16 protein-coding genes are annotated in these 18,143 nt (G+C 41.9%); 11 read left to right on the forward strand and 5 right to left on the reverse strand.

Annotated features, from left to right (window positions below; genetic code table 11):
* The first annotated feature begins 51 nt into the window (after positions 1 to 51).
* The 3 genes from ftsA (at position 52) to lpxC (ending at position 4,076) form a co-directional block, all read left to right on the forward strand.
* Positions 52 to 1,344 (forward strand): cell division protein FtsA, encoded by a 1,293-nt coding sequence (ftsA, locus tag INT03_RS08200; RefSeq protein ID WP_198329470.1) that lies wholly within the window; start codon positions 52 to 54, stop codon positions 1,342 to 1,344.
* Between the two features lie 235 nt (positions 1,345 to 1,579).
* A complete protein-coding gene (gene ftsZ / locus INT03_RS08205; RefSeq protein WP_045454113.1) occupies positions 1,580 to 2,785 on the forward strand; it encodes a cell division protein FtsZ in 1,206 nt (401 codons plus the stop codon).
* Positions 2,786 to 3,158: 373 nt separating this feature from the next.
* Entirely contained in the window at positions 3,159 to 4,076 is a 918-nt protein-coding gene (gene lpxC, locus INT03_RS08210; protein WP_055124715.1) for a UDP-3-O-acyl-N-acetylglucosamine deacetylase, read from the forward strand.
* Between the two features lie 298 nt (positions 4,077 to 4,374).
* On the opposite strand, the gene INT03_RS08215 is transcribed toward lpxC, so the two are convergent.
* Positions 4,375 to 4,890 (reverse strand): hypothetical protein, encoded by a 516-nt coding sequence (locus tag INT03_RS08215; RefSeq protein ID WP_193008564.1) that lies wholly within the window; start codon positions 4,888 to 4,890, stop codon positions 4,375 to 4,377.
* A gap of 262 nt (positions 4,891 to 5,152) precedes the next feature.
* On the opposite strand from INT03_RS08215, the gene INT03_RS08220 reads away from it, so the two are divergent.
* Complete coding sequence (locus tag INT03_RS08220) at positions 5,153 to 5,881, forward strand: CHAP domain-containing protein (protein WP_045444182.1); 729 nt, start codon at positions 5,153 to 5,155, stop codon at positions 5,879 to 5,881.
* Positions 5,882 to 5,994: 113 nt separating this feature from the next.
* Here INT03_RS08220 and INT03_RS08225 read toward each other — a convergent pair whose 3' ends face one another.
* The gene (locus INT03_RS08225) at positions 5,995 to 6,723 is read right to left on the reverse strand and encodes a hypothetical protein (RefSeq protein WP_193008565.1); all 729 of its coding nucleotides are present in this window, start codon (positions 6,721 to 6,723) and stop codon (positions 5,995 to 5,997) included.
* Between the two features lie 228 nt (positions 6,724 to 6,951).
* Positions 6,952 to 7,260, reverse strand: coding sequence for a YhbY family RNA-binding protein (locus tag INT03_RS08230; protein ID WP_045444184.1), 309 nt, complete (start codon positions 7,258 to 7,260; stop codon positions 6,952 to 6,954).
* Between the two features lie 343 nt (positions 7,261 to 7,603).
* Between INT03_RS08230 and INT03_RS08235 the strand changes: the two genes are divergently transcribed.
* The 7 genes from INT03_RS08235 (at position 7,604) to INT03_RS08265 (ending at position 15,275) form a co-directional block, all read left to right on the forward strand.
* Positions 7,604 to 8,236 (forward strand): RlmE family RNA methyltransferase, encoded by a 633-nt coding sequence (locus INT03_RS08235; protein ID WP_193008566.1) that lies wholly within the window; start codon positions 7,604 to 7,606, stop codon positions 8,234 to 8,236.
* Between the two features lie 400 nt (positions 8,237 to 8,636).
* The gene (gene ftsH, locus INT03_RS08240) at positions 8,637 to 10,532 is read left to right on the forward strand and encodes an ATP-dependent zinc metalloprotease FtsH (RefSeq protein ID WP_055124711.1); all 1,896 of its coding nucleotides are present in this window, start codon (positions 8,637 to 8,639) and stop codon (positions 10,530 to 10,532) included.
* Positions 10,533 to 10,719: 187 nt separating this feature from the next.
* Entirely contained in the window at positions 10,720 to 11,616 is an 897-nt protein-coding gene (gene folP / locus INT03_RS08245) for a dihydropteroate synthase (protein ID WP_193008567.1), read from the forward strand.
* Positions 11,617 to 11,645: 29 nt separating this feature from the next.
* Positions 11,646 to 11,927 (forward strand): succinate dehydrogenase assembly factor 2, encoded by a 282-nt coding sequence (locus INT03_RS08250; RefSeq protein WP_045444191.1) that lies wholly within the window; start codon positions 11,646 to 11,648, stop codon positions 11,925 to 11,927.
* Between the two features lie 93 nt (positions 11,928 to 12,020).
* Positions 12,021 to 12,464, forward strand: a complete 444-nt coding sequence (locus INT03_RS08255; RefSeq protein ID WP_193008568.1) for a protein YgfX — start codon at positions 12,021 to 12,023, stop codon at positions 12,462 to 12,464.
* A 302-nt stretch (positions 12,465 to 12,766) separates the two neighbouring features.
* The gene (locus INT03_RS08260; RefSeq protein WP_193008569.1) at positions 12,767 to 13,510 is read left to right on the forward strand and encodes a YidB family protein; all 744 of its coding nucleotides are present in this window, start codon (positions 12,767 to 12,769) and stop codon (positions 13,508 to 13,510) included.
* 307 nt (positions 13,511 to 13,817) lie between these two features.
* Positions 13,818 to 15,275 carry an anion permease gene (locus INT03_RS08265; protein WP_193008570.1) on the forward strand — a complete coding sequence of 486 codons (1,458 nt, stop codon included), beginning with the start codon at positions 13,818 to 13,820 and terminating at the stop codon, positions 15,273 to 15,275.
* A gap of 64 nt (positions 15,276 to 15,339) precedes the next feature.
* On the opposite strand, the gene INT03_RS08270 is transcribed toward INT03_RS08265, so the two are convergent.
* Entirely contained in the window at positions 15,340 to 16,458 is a 1,119-nt protein-coding gene (locus INT03_RS08270; protein WP_193008571.1) for a regulatory protein RecX, read from the reverse strand.
* 57 nt (positions 16,459 to 16,515) lie between these two features.
* Complete coding sequence (gene recA / locus INT03_RS08275) at positions 16,516 to 17,568, reverse strand: recombinase RecA (protein ID WP_055124705.1); 1,053 nt, start codon at positions 17,566 to 17,568, stop codon at positions 16,516 to 16,518.
* Between the last annotated feature and the right edge of the window lie 575 nt (positions 17,569 to 18,143).

Below are 18,143 nucleotides of genomic sequence, written 5' to 3' on the forward strand. Positions count from 1 at the left end.
CTAATGGAGACGTCATTTGGTCTCCTGTTTAGCGATAATTTGTCTGGTACCATGAAAAATACTGAAAATCTGGTTGTTGTCCATCTAAGTGCCACGGCAGTCTATGTCGTCATTGGTAACGTTGTCTCTGCAAAAGACATCCGTATTCTGGGCGTGGGACAAGTCAAAAATAGCGATTTTTACCAAGGTCAAATAAAACACCGTGAACGTCTACAAGGTGCTATTAAACAAGCCATTCAAGAAGCAGAAGATACTGCCAATTGCCGCGTGCATAGTGTGTGGTTGACCTTAGCGACACCGGAATTATCGAGCAAAAATAGTGCAGGCGAGGTACGTGTAGAAGATGAGGCGGTACGTGCCAAAGATATGGTGCAGGCGTTGTCTAATGCCAAGTCACGCGATCTATCTTCAGACTATTATCTAATGCATTGCTGTCAGCAGGGTATCTATGTTGATGATCAAGATTTCATGGTGGATGATGCGATCGAAATGATGGCGCATAATATTACTGTGATGTATCACATGATGATGATGCCCGTTGCTAGTCGTCAGAATATCCAAAAATTACTGCAAAGCTGTGATGTTGGTATTGACCACATTGTATTTGATGCAGTAACGAGTGCTGAATATAGTTTGATGAGTGACGAGCGCCAGCAAGGGGTCTGTTTGGTAGATATTGGTGCTAGTACGACCAGTATTTGCGTTTATAAAGAAAACAAGCTCATATTTACCCATTGTATCGCGACAGGCAGCCACGAAGTAACGATGGATATCTCAGCTGATTTTGGTATCTCCATGATTGAAGCTGAAAAGCTGAAAAAAACCCATGGTACTGTCGATGTCAATAGTGTGGATCCTAGCTCATTCTTTATCTTTAAACCACAAGGAACAGGTGACGAGATTAATATTGGTATCTATAATCTAGCCCGTATTATTGAAGCGCGCTATGTGCAGATATTTACGGAAGTTGCTCGTCAATTACATGAGGCCGATCTCATCGGTTATATCGACAAAGGTATCGTGCTTACAGGTGGCGGTACGGCGATTAAAGGTATGATACCCTTTACCAAAAAATTGCTCAAAATGCCCGTAGTATTAACCAATACTCATCCTGCTATTAGTGCTCATAATCATTTTGATAATGATGAGTCATTTAAGCAGCTAAACAGTCAAGTAAATGATCGTGCTTATCAAACGGCATTTGGTACACTATTATATAGTCAAAGCGAGCAGTTTCGCCGTAGTGAAAAAAGCGAGCCTGAAGCGATTCAAAAAAATCGAGTCACTGGTGTTTTTCAAAGTGCAGGGCAGCGTTTTGCTAGTGTACTCAAAAAGATATTATAATCTGTTAGCAAAACATACTTATATTAAGCAGCATAAGAGTATGCAGCTATATAATAGGCAAGAATACGAAAAGTAACACCCTGTACTATACTGGCATATTTTGGCTAGCACAATTATCTAAGCCATTGCCCTGTTTTATTTAAATACAATTATATATAGTAAGTCGATAGCGCGCCATATAAGTGTGTTACCAAGTATCGACCATCACGCTATCTGCAACTGGAGAAACCTTTTTATGTCAAAATACACCATGCCAGATGATAACCAGCCTCAAAATAACGGCCAAGCAAGCTTCACTGTATTCGGTGTTGGTGGTGGTGGCGGTAATGCGGTTGAACATATGGTACAACAAGGGATTAGAGGTGTAACGTTCGTCTGTGCTAACACGGATAAACAAGCGCTTGATCGTTTAACTGCACCGCATAAATTGCAACTTGGCGCAAAAACGAATCGCGGTTTGGGCGCAGGGGCGAACCCAGAAGTTGGGCGTGAAGCAGCAGAAAGCGAAGAAGAAGCCATCCGTGCATTGCTCGAACATTCAGACATGGTGTTCATCACTGCCGGTATGGGTGGTGGTACGGGCACAGGTGCAGCGCCTGTGGTTGCTCGTATTGCTAAAGAAATGGAAGTGTTGACGGTAGCGGTTGTTACGACGCCATTTAAGTTTGAAGGTGGCAAACGTATCAAGGCTGCTAAAGCTGGTATTGAGCAATTGACTAACTTTGTTGATTCTATCATTACGATTCCGAATGATAAGTTGATGAGTGTCTATGGCAATATTTCTATGCAAGATGCCTTTAAAAAAGCGGACGATGTGTTGTTACATGCGGTTCAAGGTATTGCTGAAACTATCGCTAGTGAAGGTATGATCAATATCGACTTTAACGATATCCGCACTGCTATGACTGCCAAAGGTCATGCGATGATGGGTATTGGTCGTGCTAGCGGCGATGATCGTGCGCGTCAAGCAACTGAGAAAGCCATCAGATCACCATTACTTGATGACTTGCGTTTAGAAAATGCAAAAGGTCTATTAGTTAACGTGATTTCTTCTGAATCACTCTCATTAGATGAGATGAGCAAAATCAGTGTTATTGTCGAAGAAATTACAGATATTGACGATGCTCATATTTTCTATGGTTCAGTGATTGATGAAAAAATGGGTGATGACTTACATGTCACTGTTATTGCAACGGGTCTGACGTTAGATGAAAACGCTGGGCAAGAGCCAGAAGTAGTCGAGGCACCAGTTCCTTCTGTCAATAGTACTCAGCCTGTTGACCCTAACGTGCATACCAGTGCTTTAAACAGCCAGAAGCAATCGCAAGCTCAGATGTATCAAGAAACGGCTAGTGCTACTCGCTCAAGCGCGCCTCAAGAGCAGGCGAAAACCAAAACCAATAGCATTCAAGACTATCTAAAACGTCAACAAAATAAATAATATTTTCAGATTTTTAGATTCAAAAAAAGCCAGTACTAAGTTGCTGGCTTTTTTGTGCCTATAGAAAATGTCCATATATTAGCAAACTGATTCAGCTATGAGTGCGCTCTATTTATAAGAGTCGCCTCTCGATGCGAAAATAATCATTAATAAATAGGCGTATAAAACAATTTATGATTGTAACATTTGGCTGTTATTTCCCTGTTTTAACAGAGGCAATGTGATCAATAAGACATGAGAACCATCAAAATTTATTGACGATAAGTGTTATCAATCAAGGAGATAAGGAAATTAGCGAGTTTTAACTATGGCGAACTAGGGGCGGGTAATGATACACTATGGCAATTGTAACAAAATATGTGAGAAGACAGCCATGAACCAAAGAACCATAAAAACTGCTATTGCTGTTACAGGTATTGGTCTCCATAGTGGTCAGCCTGTTGACTTAGAGTTTCATCCGCAACCTATTGATACAGGTATTGTTTTCGAGCGTTCTGATATCGAAGGCAGTCAGCCGATTCCAGCCAGTGCTTTTTTAGTACAAGACACTATGATGTCGTCAAACCTAGTGTTTGGTGGCACACGTGTGGGGACGGTCGAGCATTTGCTTAGTGCCATTGCAGGACTTGGCGTGGATAACCTTTTAATTCGTGTATCGGCCTCAGAGATACCGATTATGGATGGTAGTGCCGCTCCTTTTGTAGCGTTGCTGCTTGACGCAGGATTCTGTGAACAAGATGCTTTAAAGAAGTTTATAAAAATCGTCAGACCTGTAAGAGTAAAAGTAGACGATAAATGGGCAGAACTGCGTCCTTATGAAGGGTTTGAGCTAAATTTTGAGATTGATTTTGATCATCCTGCTATCGACAAAGATTTTCAGCATGCCCAGTTGCAGTTTTCGACGCAAAACTTCATTGAGCAATTGAGTTCAGCCCGTACTTTTGGATTTTTACGAGATATAGAAGCCTTACGTCAGAATAATTTGGCGTTAGGAGGCAGTATGGATAATGCTATTGTTATTGATGAGGCAAATATTCTTAACGAAGAAGGTCTGCGTTTTAATGATGAGTTCGTTCGCCATAAAATTTTGGATGCTTTAGGTGATTTATATTTGATTGGCTATCCGATTTTGGGTCGCTTTAATGCTTATAAATCTGGTCACGCGTTAAACAATTTATTGGTACGTGAGATACTATCTGACCATAATAATTTTGAAATTGTAACTTTTGATGACAATGTAACATGCCCAATTCAGTATTTACCTCTCGAAGGTTTGACTGTTGAAGGATGAATACAGGAATATACACGAAGTATCGAAACATTTACGCAATATTACATAATCCGGCTGTAATTACATTCTAATAATATTCGTTTTTTTGAATGTATTGTTCAGATTATTTTAACAATTCTGCTCTAGAGTAGAGAATATCAAAGCTGTGGATAGTTTTTCAATCATCTGTTGGTGACGTTCATAATGTGAACGGAGCTAGCAGGTGATTTTTTTTGTTTGCGTCATTACAAAATCGCAGCGTTATCAGCTGATTTTTACGGTTTTGTTTACACAACTTTACATAGTAACGTTAATAATTTCAATGATTTGCCAGACGTAAAAGTGCTTTTTTGAGATTTTCATCAGTGGTGACATGCTCTGCGGCCTGTGATATAGTCCGCTTTGTATTTTGGCTAAGAGCCTGATTTTCATTGGCTTTACTAGATTTTGAAAAAGTTGCTGATACTGCTGATAGTTGTTTAGATGAATGATTATCAGCTGAATTTTTAGCGACGACGACGCGAATTTGCTTGAGTTGTTTAAATGTAATTGACTGCTCTGTTAAGACTTGCAAATAAGCGCTCTGTAAATAGCGAATATGATTGGCAGCAGTCATTGAGCCCACACTGAGTATTAATTGCTCGGAGGTGAGGCCTACGACCCAACAGGTATTAAGAATTTCTTCAGGTAGACAATCTACCAATAGCTCTTTTACCTCATTAGTCGCTTCTATGTATAGCCGCATATTGTCAGCAAGCGTTCGGGGTAGTGCGCTACCAGCAAAAGCTTGATGGTCGATAAGTTGGGCAAGCCGATTTGGCTGTTTTTTTGACATCGTGATGACTCATCTAATAGGTGACAAAATCGATATTCATAATTGACATGCTAAAAGCAATTGATACTGAACGATTTGCGAGACAGTGAACTAAGCGGAATATGCTATTAACTGATAATACCAGCATTAGTCACTACAGAAGAAATAGCGGGCTGTTTTAACAAGGATTTTATCATGTTTTGTAATGATCATCTCCTCTAAACTAATTGATGCTTTGTCACGGATGACGAGCGGTCTTGTATTAACAATAGGTAGTAAATTTATGAAACAAGCTTTATTAATTTTGTCAGTATTGGGAATGGGTATAGCACAGACAAGTGGTGCTGTCGAAACAACCTTTCAACCAAATAATACCTTGAGTCATACCATCACTAATATCTCTGCTTCTGCGAACTACGGTTCTAGCCGCAATATCTATAGCACTAACAGTGGTGCCCATGTATATAGCAACGATGAGATCAGTCAAGCCATTGATAATTTAAGTGCGCATGCCAAGCAAAAAGAATACCAGCTTGCTTCGCTTACTAGCCGTTTGTCTTATGAGCAGCGTCAGCAGCAATCAAGCCGCGCTCCTGATCGTAATTCTGCTCCTGCTATCGCAGCGGCAAGTGCATCGCGAGTAGCGTTATCTAGAAGCTCTGGCTACTGTGCTCGCTATGTACGTAAAGCGCTACAATCAGCAGGTTACGAATTTACGCCTAACCCTTCAGCTTATCAGTATGCCTCTCGCGGCACACTTGCTCAAGCAGGTTTTACCAAGATCAGTAATGATATGCAGCCACAAGTGGGTGATGTCGTTGTCTATAATCGTACGTCAAACCGTCCACATGGTCATATCCAGATCTTTGATGGTAACGATTGGGTATCTGATTTCCGCCAAAACAGCATTAGCCCATACAGTGGCACTTACAGCTATACGACATGGCGTGATTCGCAATATGTCGATGATGCATCAGACCGTGGTATTTACCTCGCGATGGCTGACAAATAGTAGCCAGTTAGATGTAACCTAAGTTAAAAGTTTTCTCCAAATCCAGTAATGCCTTTATAGCGTTGCTGGTTTTTTTTGCGCTTGGAGTTGTGATGCTCAATTTAAAAGTAGAGTTAAAGCTCAAATCTCGGCCAGTGGCTACGATTGTGAAAGTCAGGCGGGGAGGCGTGGTTTGGTGCAAAATATAAAGCAATCTCACCAAACCATAGAATAACGCAAGGATTTATTTGCTCAATCATAGTATTTGCGATGGCGTACTGCTTATTGGATCGTTGGATTACTGGTACATTAAAGCTGCGCTCATAATGATGAGGTTTTTTTGCTACTGATGGATTATTAGATAAAGGGTTCTCCACGTACCTTAATGTTGGCGTTACATCGTTTATCCAATTAATAAACGCGCGCGATTGTCCATCAGCTGCATATAAGGGTGTTGGCGGTAAGGTCGCAGGATTACGATAGCTCTCAAATTGATATAGCGCGTAACGACCGTCTGGATTGGCATTAATCTCGATATAGGGCGTTGCCTTTTGAGCATCCGTTAGATTTTCATCATTTATCAGACGACCAGCGATAAAACATTCAAGGCAAGTCTCTTCCCACAAGTAATCATCGAATTTTACTTGCGCTTGCTGCCACATTGACCAGTTTAGCTGCTTTGCTAGCAGTTGGTTGGGCAGGGTGAGTTGATAGGTTAGCTGTAAGTATAGTGATGGCTGTCGAATAATCTGAGCACTCACATTTATACAGATGCGCTGTAACGCATCTACTGTTACACCCAGTTGCTGCGCATCGTTTACTATGGTTTCGGTGGCCACACAGAGATTGAATGATTGATTCATAAATTAAGACCCGACAATAAAAATATAGAAGTAACCATAAGAAAAGTTGTACCGACTAAGCGAGCTAATATTACACGCTAAGTAAATTTAAAACGAGCAGACAACATAAAAGCCGCGAGCAAGATGCATCGCGGCTTTCACATTTATCGTCACCATGTGGCTATGATTTGAGTTGATATGGCATACCATACCATCACATCACTCAAACCAGCTGGTCATCACATATTATTATGCATGACGTGCTAAGTTAGACAATTTTGGGTTGGCGTTTGGATTTTTACGTAGTAACAATGCCATACGACCAATAGAATGAACCAAAGACGCGTTAGCCGCTTTGGCAAGTTCCGCACCGATGACATCACGCTCTTCTTTTGTGCCAGCAGGCAGTTTTACTTTGATGAGCTCATGATCTGATAGCGCGCGATCAATCTCTTCAGTAATGGTTGGGGTAATACCTTTGTTGCCAATCATGACGATAGGTTTGAGGTCGTGACCAATGCCTCTTAGGCGTTTGATGGTAGCGTTATCGAGTTGCATAGAATTCCTAGGTGTTGGTAAAAATAAAAGACAGTGCTATTAAGAGCAGTTGACGACCATTATAGATAATCTGTGGTCATCTTGCATGAGATCAGCAGGATTTTGCACGATTTTACGTGATGAAAATGTTAAACTGAATGTTTGGGCACATTATAAACGCTACTGTCTGATAAATCAGTGTTTTAACCAATAGAATTTAGTCAGTTTAAGACTGCAAATGTATAAAAATCTTGATTGATAGCATATTCGAATGAATTTAAACCATATCGAAAGTGCTTCATAAATCTTTTAGCTACTTCACTAATATGTATGAATGTTTTGCAAAGCAATAGGAGCAGGTATTTTGGCCACGCGTATCGAAAATAAAAAACTGTCAAAGAGTAGTAGCGCTTGGATGAAAGAGCATATTGACGATCATTACGTGCAAAAAGCGCAAAAAGATGGCTATCGTGCCCGTGCCGCCTATAAACTATTAGAAATTAATGAAAAGACCAATATTATTAAAAAAGGCATGACGGTTGTAGATTTGGGCAGTGCTCCGGGCAGTTGGTCTCAAGTGGCAGGTCAGCTAGTAGGTGAAAAAGGCATTTTGATTGCCTCTGATATTCTGCCGATGGATACATTGCCTGATGTGACCTTTATTCAAGGCGACTTTCGCGAAGCAGAAGTATTTGATGCGATAATGACAGAGGTTGGTGATAGGCAGGTCGATGTAGTGCTGTCCGATATGGCACCAAATACGGCAGGAAACAGCGCAATCGATCAGCCACGTATGATGTATTTATGCGAGCTGGCAGTGGACTTCGCGCTTGCAACCTTACCAGAAGGTGGCGCACTTATTATGAAAGTGTTTCAGGGTGAAGGCACACAAGAATTACGCAAGCAGATGCAGCAGGATTTTAGTAAAATCCGTAGTATCAAGCCGGGTGCATCACGACCACGGTCAAAAGAGATGTTTTGGATAGCGATTAAATAATCATAACGTCGTTATTTCACAGCCATTGTAAGCGAGATAATGTGTCACCATAACATAGTCTCATGAGCGCATTGAACCCGCTACAATCGTTAACTGAATAATAGCGAAACCTGCTTGAATTATGCAGGTTAGCACCACATATCATGGTATATTAACTTTGTTTCAAGCATATGTTTTAGGCAAAGTCGTCTGACAATAAGCGCCTGATGTGCTCATCTACGATAGATATATAGGTCATTGATATTTATAACTTGTGAAAGCGGCCCCTATGCAGCATTTGAGTTGTATGAGTCGAATCATAAGTTTTGGCTATGAATATATCTACTAAAAAATGAGCGATACGTTTATAGACGTCACGTGTTTAATAAACACACCAATAAGTAAGGGATGGGAATAACTAGTGAGCGACATGGTAAAAAATACCTTATTGTGGCTGGTGGTAATCGGCGTTTTGGTGCTGGTGTTTAGCGGCTTTGATCAATCATCTGAGCCGGATAGCCTTAACTACTCTGAGTTTGTGACCGCTGTGTCAGAAAACCAAGTAGCCAGCGTTGAAATCGATGGCGAGCAAATCACCGGCGAAAAGAAAAATGGTTCATCTTTTGAGACCATTAGACCAGCTGTGTCAGATGATGAGCTGATGCCATTGCTGCGTGAGAACCAAGTCGAAGTCCAAGGGACTGCCCCAAAACGCCAAAGCGTCTTGATGCAATTACTGATAGCCAGTTTCCCAATTCTATTGATTATTGGTCTGTTTTTATTCTTCATGCGTAACATGCAAGGCGGCGCTGGCGGTAAGGGCGGCGGCCCTATGAGCTTTGGTAAGTCAAAAGCTAAAATGCTGACTGAAGACCAAATCAAGGTGAACTTTGAAGATGTTGCTGGTTGTGAAGAGGCCAAAGAAGAAGTGGTTGAAGTGGTCGAGTTTTTACGCGACCCTGATAAATTTACCAAGCTTGGTGCGACGATTCCACGTGGTATCTTAATGGTAGGTCCTCCAGGTACCGGTAAAACCTTGTTAGCCAGAGCCATTGCTGGTGAAGCTAAAGTGCCGTTCTTCTCAATCTCAGGTTCTGATTTTGTTGAGATGTTTGTCGGTGTTGGCGCCTCACGTGTACGCGATATGTTCGAACAGGCTAAAAAGAGCGCGCCTTGCATCATCTTTATTGATGAAATTGATGCGGTCGGTCGTCATCGTGGCTCTGGTATGGGCGGCGGTAATGATGAGCGTGAGCAGACACTGAACCAATTATTGGTTGAAATGGATGGTTTTGAAGGCAATGAAGGCGTGATCGTCATTGCAGCGACCAACCGTGCGGATGTGCTTGATAAAGCGCTATTGCGTCCAGGTCGTTTTGACCGTCAGGTACAAGTAGGCTTGCCAGATATCAAAGGCCGTGAACAAATTCTTAAAGTGCATTTGAGAAAGCTGCCGAATACTATCGGTGTGGATGCCAATGCATTGGCTCGCGGTACACCAGGTTTCAGTGGTGCGCAGCTGGCCAACCTTGTCAACGAAGCGGCATTGTTTGCAGCACGTCGCAACAAGACCAGCGTTGACATGAATGACTTTGAAGATGCAAAAGACAAGCTATATATGGGTCCTGAGCGTAAATCAATGGTCATCCGTGAAGAGGAGCGCCGTGCTACTGCTTATCATGAAGCAGGTCACGCCTTAGTCGCTGAGCTACTACCAGGTACCGATCCTGTGCATAAAGTAACGATCATGCCGCGTGGTTTTGCGCTTGGGGTTACTTGGCAGTTGCCAGAGCATGACCAAACCAGTATGTATAAATCAAAAATGCTGAGCGATATTGCTATCTTATTCGGCGGTCGTATCGCTGAAGAAGTCTTTATCAATCAAATGTCGACGGGTGCTTCTAACGACTTCGAACGTGCAACCAAGATGGCTCGCGCCATGGTGACGAAGTACGGTATGTCTGATGCGCTTGGTATTATGGTTTATGAAGATGAGGACAGCTCGCAAGGCTATTTTGGCTCTAGCAGTCGTACGATTTCAGAAGCCACGCAACAAAAGGTCGATGAAGAAGTTCGCCGTATGTTAGAGGAGCAATATGATATCGCGCGTGAATTGATTGAAGGCAATCAAGAAAAAATGCATGCGATGGTAGATGCTCTAATGAAGTGGGAAACGATTGACCGTGATCAGTTGCAAGATATCTTAGCAGGTGAAGACCCACGTCCACCTAGAGTTTATCAGCACAATGAAGTCAACTTATCGAAAAATGATATTAAAACAACCAATTCAACACCGCCACCGTTACCAGCGATGTAGTTGTCAGTTGATTCATATCCAATAGAAAAAGCCCTTTATCATAAAGGGCTTTTTTGTTGTCCATATTTCGTGAAGGGTTTAGTACAGAATAGAGTTTACTGGTATCATAAGCACAACGCATAACAAGCACAGTGCATAACAAGCAGTCTGCAATAATTAGAACGTTTTGATGAGAGATAATTTGGTTATGTCCTTATTTCAGCCCTTACCCAGCTATAAGATATCAAGTTGTGATAAAACACTAGATCTATCGCAGCCTCATATTATGGGTATTCTTAATGTCACACCCGATTCGTTTTCAGACGGTGGACAGTTCAACGTGGTAGATAAGGCTGTTGCGCATTGTCAGCAAATGATAGAAGAAGGTGCGACTATTATCGACATTGGCGGTGAGTCTACTCGCCCCAATGCGGATGCTGTGGGCACTGCTGAAGAGATGCAGCGTGTTGTGCCAGTGGTTCGAGCCATTAGGCAGCAATGCGGGGAGGATATTTGGCTATCCATTGATACCAGTAATCCAGAGGTTATGAAAGCGGCTTTTGACGCTGGTGCTGATATTTGGAATGATGTACGCGCACTCAAACGCGAGGGTGCAGCAGTACTAGCGGCTGAGCTTGATATACCAGTCATGCTCATGCATATGCGCGGCGAGCCAACAACGATGAATAATTTGGCACACTATGACGATGTCATTAGTGACGTAAGGGCTGAGCTATTATCGCGTATTGACGAAGTAACAAGAATCGGTGTCAAGCGTGAGAAAATCATTATCGACCCAGGCTTTGGTTTTGCGAAAGATTATGAGCATCATTGCGCACTATTAAGCCAGCTTAGCAGTCTACAAGCGCTTGGTTTACCGATGATGTTTGGCATTTCGCGCAAACGTTTTTTAGCGGAAGTACTAAGTAAGAGTGGCGTCGAAGTCGTTACTACTACTAACGCGGTAGATCGTGATGTGGTAGGTACGGCGGCTGGTATCTTTGCCCTACAGCAAGGCGCTGGCATTATACGCACCCATAATGTGGCGATGATGCAGCAAGCAGTCGCCTTATGGCGTCAATTATCCGCGCATAATTATCCTTAATCCCAATTTAAAATGATGAGAGTACTTTTATGACCACCCCGATTCAGCCAGAACCAACCAATGAACAGCGCCGCATTATCTATCAAGCACGCCGCGGATTAAAAGAGTTAGACTTTTATATTGACCTTTATGTCAAAGAGATTTACTTAACGGCAGAGCCTGCTGAACAAGAGACATTTGCAGAAATGCTGACTCATGAAGACCCTGATTTGTTGGATTATTTCACCAATCAAAATCGTCCAGAAAATGAAGAAATATGGGCGTTAGTCAATAAAATCAAGACATGGCGTCATACCAAAGATTTGACTTAAAGACTGATTTAGGTATAAGAAATGGTTGTCCAGAGTTGGTTTAGCTAGGCCTAAGTAATATAATGGTCTGCCGTTTTTTTTTGGTGATAAAATATGACCTTGGCAAATTCGTTGCGTATTGATACGGCTATTCGGCCTGCCAGCTATTTGCGTTTGCTGCTTTATAGTGGGTTGACCGCCGTCATGGTTGTACTGGCATGGCTTGCTTCTTTACTGTTATGGCAATATGTGCTTATTTTAACCGTTACCGCCGCGGTGATTATTTATTTAACATTATCACGGCCCATACTGCTGCACCTGAGCCAACCACCACTTAGCTATCGTGTTGATCAACATTGGCAGCTACTGCTCCGTACGGGTCGCGGTGATGAGCTATGGCAGGCACAATTAATCGCTGTCTCTGGATATCGATGGGCGATAAGCTTTGAATTTAATGTTATAGAGCCTTATCAGCGCTCTTTATCAGTGACCATCTTTCGAGATCAAGTGAGCCCTGAACAATGGCGAGAGTTGAATATTTTGGCTAGATTGTATTGAATACTTATAAATAGTGCTTATTAGTACCATGGTTGAATGTTCAATATGCCTAACATAAACGCCGAAAATACGAGTTAAGGAAGTATTTTTTTATAGTTTCCAATGAGAGGTTTTTTCCACGAATTTACGAACGCCTACATGTCATAACAAAACACCTATCTGGATAGCGAAAGAGATTTGTTATATTGCAAGAGAATTATGAATCGCATAAGTAAATCACGCTGTTGCTTAATATATTAAATTAGCAGCGAAGTTTTTAGCGGTTTATAGATAATAAATAATATGACAAAAAGGAATCGAGAATGAGCTTATTAGGGAATTTGGTTAGTCAGGTGGCCCGTCGTGCGATGGATCCTGAAGATGCGCAGCGTAATCCTGTAAATCAACGCATTGATCCACGTTGTACAGGTGGTCTTGGGGATATATTGGGTAGCGTGCTCGGCGGTGGTAGTCAAACTGGTGGCTACAATCCACGCCAGTATGATCGTCAGCCAGACAATGGTTTTGGCTTAGATGATATTCTCGGTGGGTTAACAGGCGGTGGACTCACTGGTGGCAATCAAAGTGGCGGCGTCAATTCTAATGCCGGCGGTCTTGGAGACATATTAGGCAGTGTGCTAGGTGGTCAAGCCATGGGTGGTCAAACGAGAAAATCTGGATTCGGTGGTAAAGGTATGCTAATCGCTGCACTTATGCCAATGGTACTAAGCTGGATCAAACGCAATGGCGGCTTGAGTGGTGCATTATCGAAAATCACAGGTATGGGTTATGAAAACCAAGCGCGTTCTTGGATGAGTAACCAGCAAGACAATGACAACCTTGATCCAAATGATATCAGTCAGTTGTTCGATGAAAATGAGATTCAGCAGGTTGCAGCACATACTGGTGCTAATGACGTAGAAGTCCGTCAAGGTCTTGCTGAATTGCTGCCAGAAGTAATGAATCAGCTGACACCAAGTGGCAATTTGGATAATGAATCTGAAGCCAATGAAGAGATTGATCAAATCATTAATCAACTATCTAGTCGACTAGGTGCGTTAAAATAAATTTATCTTTTAAAGAAAGTCGCAATCGTTAATGCCACAAAGTTAATACCATAAAAAAGAGTACGTTATCCAACGTGCTCTTTTTTATGGCTGTTAGTTTAACCCTACTATTGGTACTCAATTACTGAATATTTACTCTTTATTCTAAATAGATATGTTAAAAATGGTGAATAATAGAAAAATAATTCTATAAATCTTATAAGATGGTCATATGATTCATTGAGTCTTTTGTCGCAGTGGCTACTTTGATGATCCTTTATATAATATGACTGCGTGATGGTATAAGCATTTATAAGGATACTTAATCATGCCATTTAAGCCTATTCAAGCAGCGGTTGCCATTTTGGTCGGCTTGATCATTTGGTTTGTGATACCAGTGCCTACTGGCGTTACGCCTGAAGCATGGCACATGCTGGCGTTATTCATCGCCACTATTGTCGCCATCATCGGCAAAGTATTACCCATTGGTGCCATTGCTATCATTGCTGTCACCCTAGTCGCACTGACAGGCGTGACTAGTGATAGCCCAGCACAAGCCATTAGCGATGCACTATCAAGCTACTCAAGTCCGTTGATTTGGCTAATTGGTATTGCAGTCATGATATCGCGTGGCTTGATAAAAACGGGTTTGGGTCGACGTATTGCCTATTATTTTATTTCTATTTTTGGTAAAAAAACCATCGGCGTGGCTTATTCTTTGACTGCGGCTGAATTGATGATAGCACCCATTACGCCCTCTAATACGGCACGTGGCGGCGGTATTATTCATCCTATTATGAAGTCTATCGCGCAAAGCTTTCACTCAACACCTGAGGAAGGCACCCAAAATAAGATTGGTCGATATTTGGCGATGGTGAACTATCATGCCAACCCGATTACCTCTGGAATGTTTATCACGGCTACTGCGCCCAACCCTCTGGTTGTAGATTTGGTGAATAAAGCCACGGGCGGTGATATTCAGCTGTCATGGACCACTTGGGCAGTGGCGATGTTTGTACCTGGCATGCTATGTCTGCTTGTGATGCCGTTAGTCATTTATATAATTTATCCACCTGATGTTAAAATCACGCCCGATGCAAAAGGTTTTGCCAAGGAAAATTTAGCAGAAATGGGAAAAATAAGTAGCCAAGAAAAAATCATGCTCGGAGTATTTGCTCTGATGCTGTTATTGTGGGCGAATATTCCCGCATTGATGTTAGGTAAGCAATATAGCGTTGATGCTACCACCACAGCATTTATTGGTTTGACGACCTTAATATTGACTGGGGTACTGACTTGGGACGATATTTTAAAAGAGAAGTCAGCATGGGATACCATTATTTGGTTTGGCGCCCTTATTATGATGGCCGCTTATCTTAATAAGCTTGGACTGATAAGCTGGTTCTCTGGCAATATCGAATCGATGATTGGCACGACTGGGCTTGGCTGGATCGGTGCTGTGACTATTTTGACCCTAGTATACTTATATATCCATTACTTCTTTGCTAGTACCACGGCTCACATTACTGCACTATTTGCAGCATTTTATGCGGTGGGTTTAAGCTTGGGCGCACCGCCGATGTTATATGCGCTTATCTTAGCCGCAGCGGGCAATATCATGATGACGCTTACGCATTATGCAACTGGTACTGCGCCAGTCATTTTTAACTCTGGCTATGTGACGTTAAGAGAGTGGTGGAGTATTGGCGCAATAATGAGTGTGGTCAATTTAGTTATTTGGATCGGTGCTGGTTTGATTTGGTGGAAAGTGCTCGGCTATTATTAATAGATCGCTCAAGTCATATTGTTTTATGTACAGATGGATGTATTTAAAAAAAGGTGAGGGTGGGTTAAAAGCGCTCATCTAATGTGTCTAATGTATAATTGAGCGCGGCAAAACAGATATCGCTCTGAAAGCCTCGATATTGCAAAAACCGTAGCTGCTTTGCTTTGTCTTTTTGTTCAGTGGGTATGTCATCGCCGTACTTCTTAGTGCGGGCTGTGACCGCCAGTTTGAGCCAATCGACACCATCTACCAGATTATCTGCACTATCATCTACAAACTCCCTAAACTCTTCTGACTCTGCATTTGCCATATCGATTAACTCATCGATATTACTGGGCATGGTAATTTTTTTACGATAAAACTCTTGCTTGATACGCCCACGTCCCCGACCTTTACGGATACTTTCACGAATGAGCATGAGCGTCGTGCGATAATCACTTTGGTAGCCTTTTTCCTCAAATTCATCGAGTAGCGCATCAATTTTATCTGGGGCTTGCTCCTTATCAATAAGCTTTTGCTTAAGCTCAGCCTTGCCGTACTCACGGCGCGATAAATAATAAAAAGCTAACCAACGTAAACGACTTTCGGCTTTGATCTCATCTATTTCTGCTTGTCGTTGTTCAGGCGTGCGCAAATAGGCTTTAAGAGCAGCGGGTAGGTTATCCATCTGACTGTCGACTGTGCTATGCACAGAAGTGTTGGTAATCGCAGCATCGGTTGTATACTGTGATTCTTTGTTAAATTCATTATCAGTAGCTGCACTATCGTCTGGTTCACCATGAATATTTTGTTTAACTTCAGCCAGCATCTCTTTGATACTTTGCGCTTCTGGTTGCTGATAAGCAGGCACGTCACTAGGCTCAGGGCTAAAGTTAGCCGCTGGGTGAAAACGTTTTTTACGTTTCTTGGTTTGAGCAGAATTTTTATTGGTAGAAGATTGAGCCTCAACAAATTCTACTGCAAATTCAGCATCGTCAGATAATGAATGGTTTTCACGATAGTAAGTTGAATGCTTACGTGTCTTAGTTGTTTTTTTAAGGTCGCCTTGATAGGAATGCTGAGAAAATTTGGAGGATTCAGAGTGTTTGGAAGATTTGGACGGTTTTTTTGATTTGATAGCTGAAATACTCGCTGAATCGGCATCGGATTCAGCGAGTATTTCAGCTAAGGTTTTAATGTTCATAACAATTTAATTTTCATAACAAGTCATGATTATTAATAGCGGTGAATAATTGCGCCGTTATTGTACAGGGTCAGAGACCAACGCTTCATTGGCTTTATCTTCGGCTTTGGTCTCTTTCTTTGATCCAAGCTTTTCTTCACGGATTTTAGCTTCGATTTCTTGCGCAATCGCAGGGTTTTCTTTTAAGAACAGCACAGAATTGGCTTTACCTTGACCGATTTTTTCATCGCCATAACTATACCAAGAGCCTGCTTTGCCAACGGCTCCAATTTCAACACCCAAGTCAATCACTTCGGCTAAGTGGTTGGTACCTTCACCATAAGTAATTTCAAACTCTGCTTGGCGGAAAGGCGGTGCCATTTTGTTTTTGATGACTTTGACCCGGGTTTGGTTACCGATGATTTCATCACCGTTTTTGACTGCACCAATACGGCGGATATCCATACGCACTGAGGCGTAGAATTTGAGCGCGTTACCACCAGTCGTGGTCTCAGGGCTACCAAACATCACACCAATTTTCATACGAATTTGGTTGATAAATACCACCATACAGTTAGAGCGTTTGGCGTTACCAGTGATTTTACGTAGGGCTTGGCTCATCAGACGTGCTTGCAGACCCATATGTGAGTCGCCCATCTCGCCTTCAATCTCTGCGCGCGGCGTCAAGGCAGCAACTGAGTCAATGACAATCATATCGATAGCACCAGAGCGCACCAACATGTCGGTTATTTCAAGTGCTTGCTCACCATTATCAGGCTGAGACAGCAATAGCTCGTCAGTGTTTACACCAAGTTTGCGCGCATAAACAGGGTCAAGCGCATGCTCAGCATCAATAAAGGCGCAGGTGCCGCCTTGTTTTTGACATTCTGCAATCGCCTGTAGCGTCATGGTCGTTTTACCTGAGCTTTCTGGGCCATAAATCTCTACGATACGGCCTTTTGGTAGACCACCAATGCCAAGTGCAATGTCCAGACCCAACGAACCTGTTGATACTACATCGACATCCATAATAGCTGAGTCGTCACCTAAATGCATGATGGTATTCTTACCAAACTGCTTTTCGATTTGACCGAGTGCTGCTTTAAGGGCTTTGGCTTTATTGTCGTCCATACTGGATTCCTTGTCTTCAATCATTGGTTAAAACTATAAATTTGGTATGATAAATAAAATGTTTGTAGCTATGAAGGTTAACGGCTCAATAGTGCTGATGGCTATCTAAATAATAGGCAGCGTTCGTTCAATGTCTATCTAGGATGAATGGGCTAGGGTATCGATGGTGTAGACAGTAATATAGGATATCACTCTACTATACAGTAAAATCCAATAACGATAAAAGTAAAATTAAGTTCATAATCAGCGCCAACAGATGTAATTTGTAGGTAACATTATGCTCGTTAAGCCTTAACTGTTTCCTAAAGTGCGGTTGATTAGATAAGGTAATTATAACAAAAACCAAGGAATATATAGAGGATTCAATGATGCTAAACGACACTAACTGTCGCATTGTATATAAGTGATAACTTGTGTAATCTAGTTGCTGAATATATCCTAATTTTGGATAGGATAATGCTGCCCTTTGTCAATAGCATTAAAAGTTGTCCACAACAAATAAAGCGTCTAAATTTAGCTTTTGTGAAACATCAGTGAGGATTAATTTAATTTAAAAATATATTGAAAATAAATTA

This window comes from Psychrobacter sp. PG1 (assembly GCF_014897815.1).
In the GTDB taxonomy this organism is placed as follows: domain Bacteria; phylum Pseudomonadota; class Gammaproteobacteria; order Pseudomonadales; family Moraxellaceae; genus Psychrobacter.

What these genes read in the sequence shown, in the direction of transcription:
- ftsA (WP_198329470.1), top strand. Translation starts at nt 52, where the DNA reads ATGAAAAATACTGAAAATCTGGTTGTTGTCCATCTAAGTGCCACGGCA.
- ftsZ (WP_045454113.1), top strand. Translation starts at nt 1,580, where the DNA reads ATGTCAAAATACACCATGCCAGATGATAACCAGCCTCAAAATAACGGC.
- lpxC (WP_055124715.1), top strand. Translation starts at nt 3,159, where the DNA reads ATGAACCAAAGAACCATAAAAACTGCTATTGCTGTTACAGGTATTGGT.
- INT03_RS08215 (WP_193008564.1), bottom strand. Translation starts at nt 4,890, where the DNA reads ATGTCAAAAAAACAGCCAAATCGGCTTGCCCAACTTATCGACCATCAA.
- INT03_RS08220 (WP_045444182.1), top strand. Translation starts at nt 5,153, where the DNA reads ATGAAACAAGCTTTATTAATTTTGTCAGTATTGGGAATGGGTATAGCA.
- INT03_RS08225 (WP_193008565.1), bottom strand. Translation starts at nt 6,723, where the DNA reads ATGAATCAATCATTCAATCTCTGTGTGGCCACCGAAACCATAGTAAAC.
- INT03_RS08230 (WP_045444184.1), bottom strand. Translation starts at nt 7,260, where the DNA reads ATGCAACTCGATAACGCTACCATCAAACGCCTAAGAGGCATTGGTCAC.
- folP (WP_193008567.1), top strand. Translation starts at nt 10,720, where the DNA reads ATGTCCTTATTTCAGCCCTTACCCAGCTATAAGATATCAAGTTGTGAT.
- INT03_RS08250 (WP_045444191.1), top strand. Translation starts at nt 11,646, where the DNA reads ATGACCACCCCGATTCAGCCAGAACCAACCAATGAACAGCGCCGCATT.
- INT03_RS08255 (WP_193008568.1), top strand. Translation starts at nt 12,021, where the DNA reads ATGACCTTGGCAAATTCGTTGCGTATTGATACGGCTATTCGGCCTGCC.
- INT03_RS08260 (WP_193008569.1), top strand. Translation starts at nt 12,767, where the DNA reads ATGAGCTTATTAGGGAATTTGGTTAGTCAGGTGGCCCGTCGTGCGATG.
- INT03_RS08265 (WP_193008570.1), top strand. Translation starts at nt 13,818, where the DNA reads ATGCCATTTAAGCCTATTCAAGCAGCGGTTGCCATTTTGGTCGGCTTG.
- INT03_RS08270 (WP_193008571.1), bottom strand. Translation starts at nt 16,458, where the DNA reads ATGAACATTAAAACCTTAGCTGAAATACTCGCTGAATCCGATGCCGAT.
- recA (WP_055124705.1), bottom strand. Translation starts at nt 17,568, where the DNA reads ATGGACGACAATAAAGCCAAAGCCCTTAAAGCAGCACTCGGTCAAATC.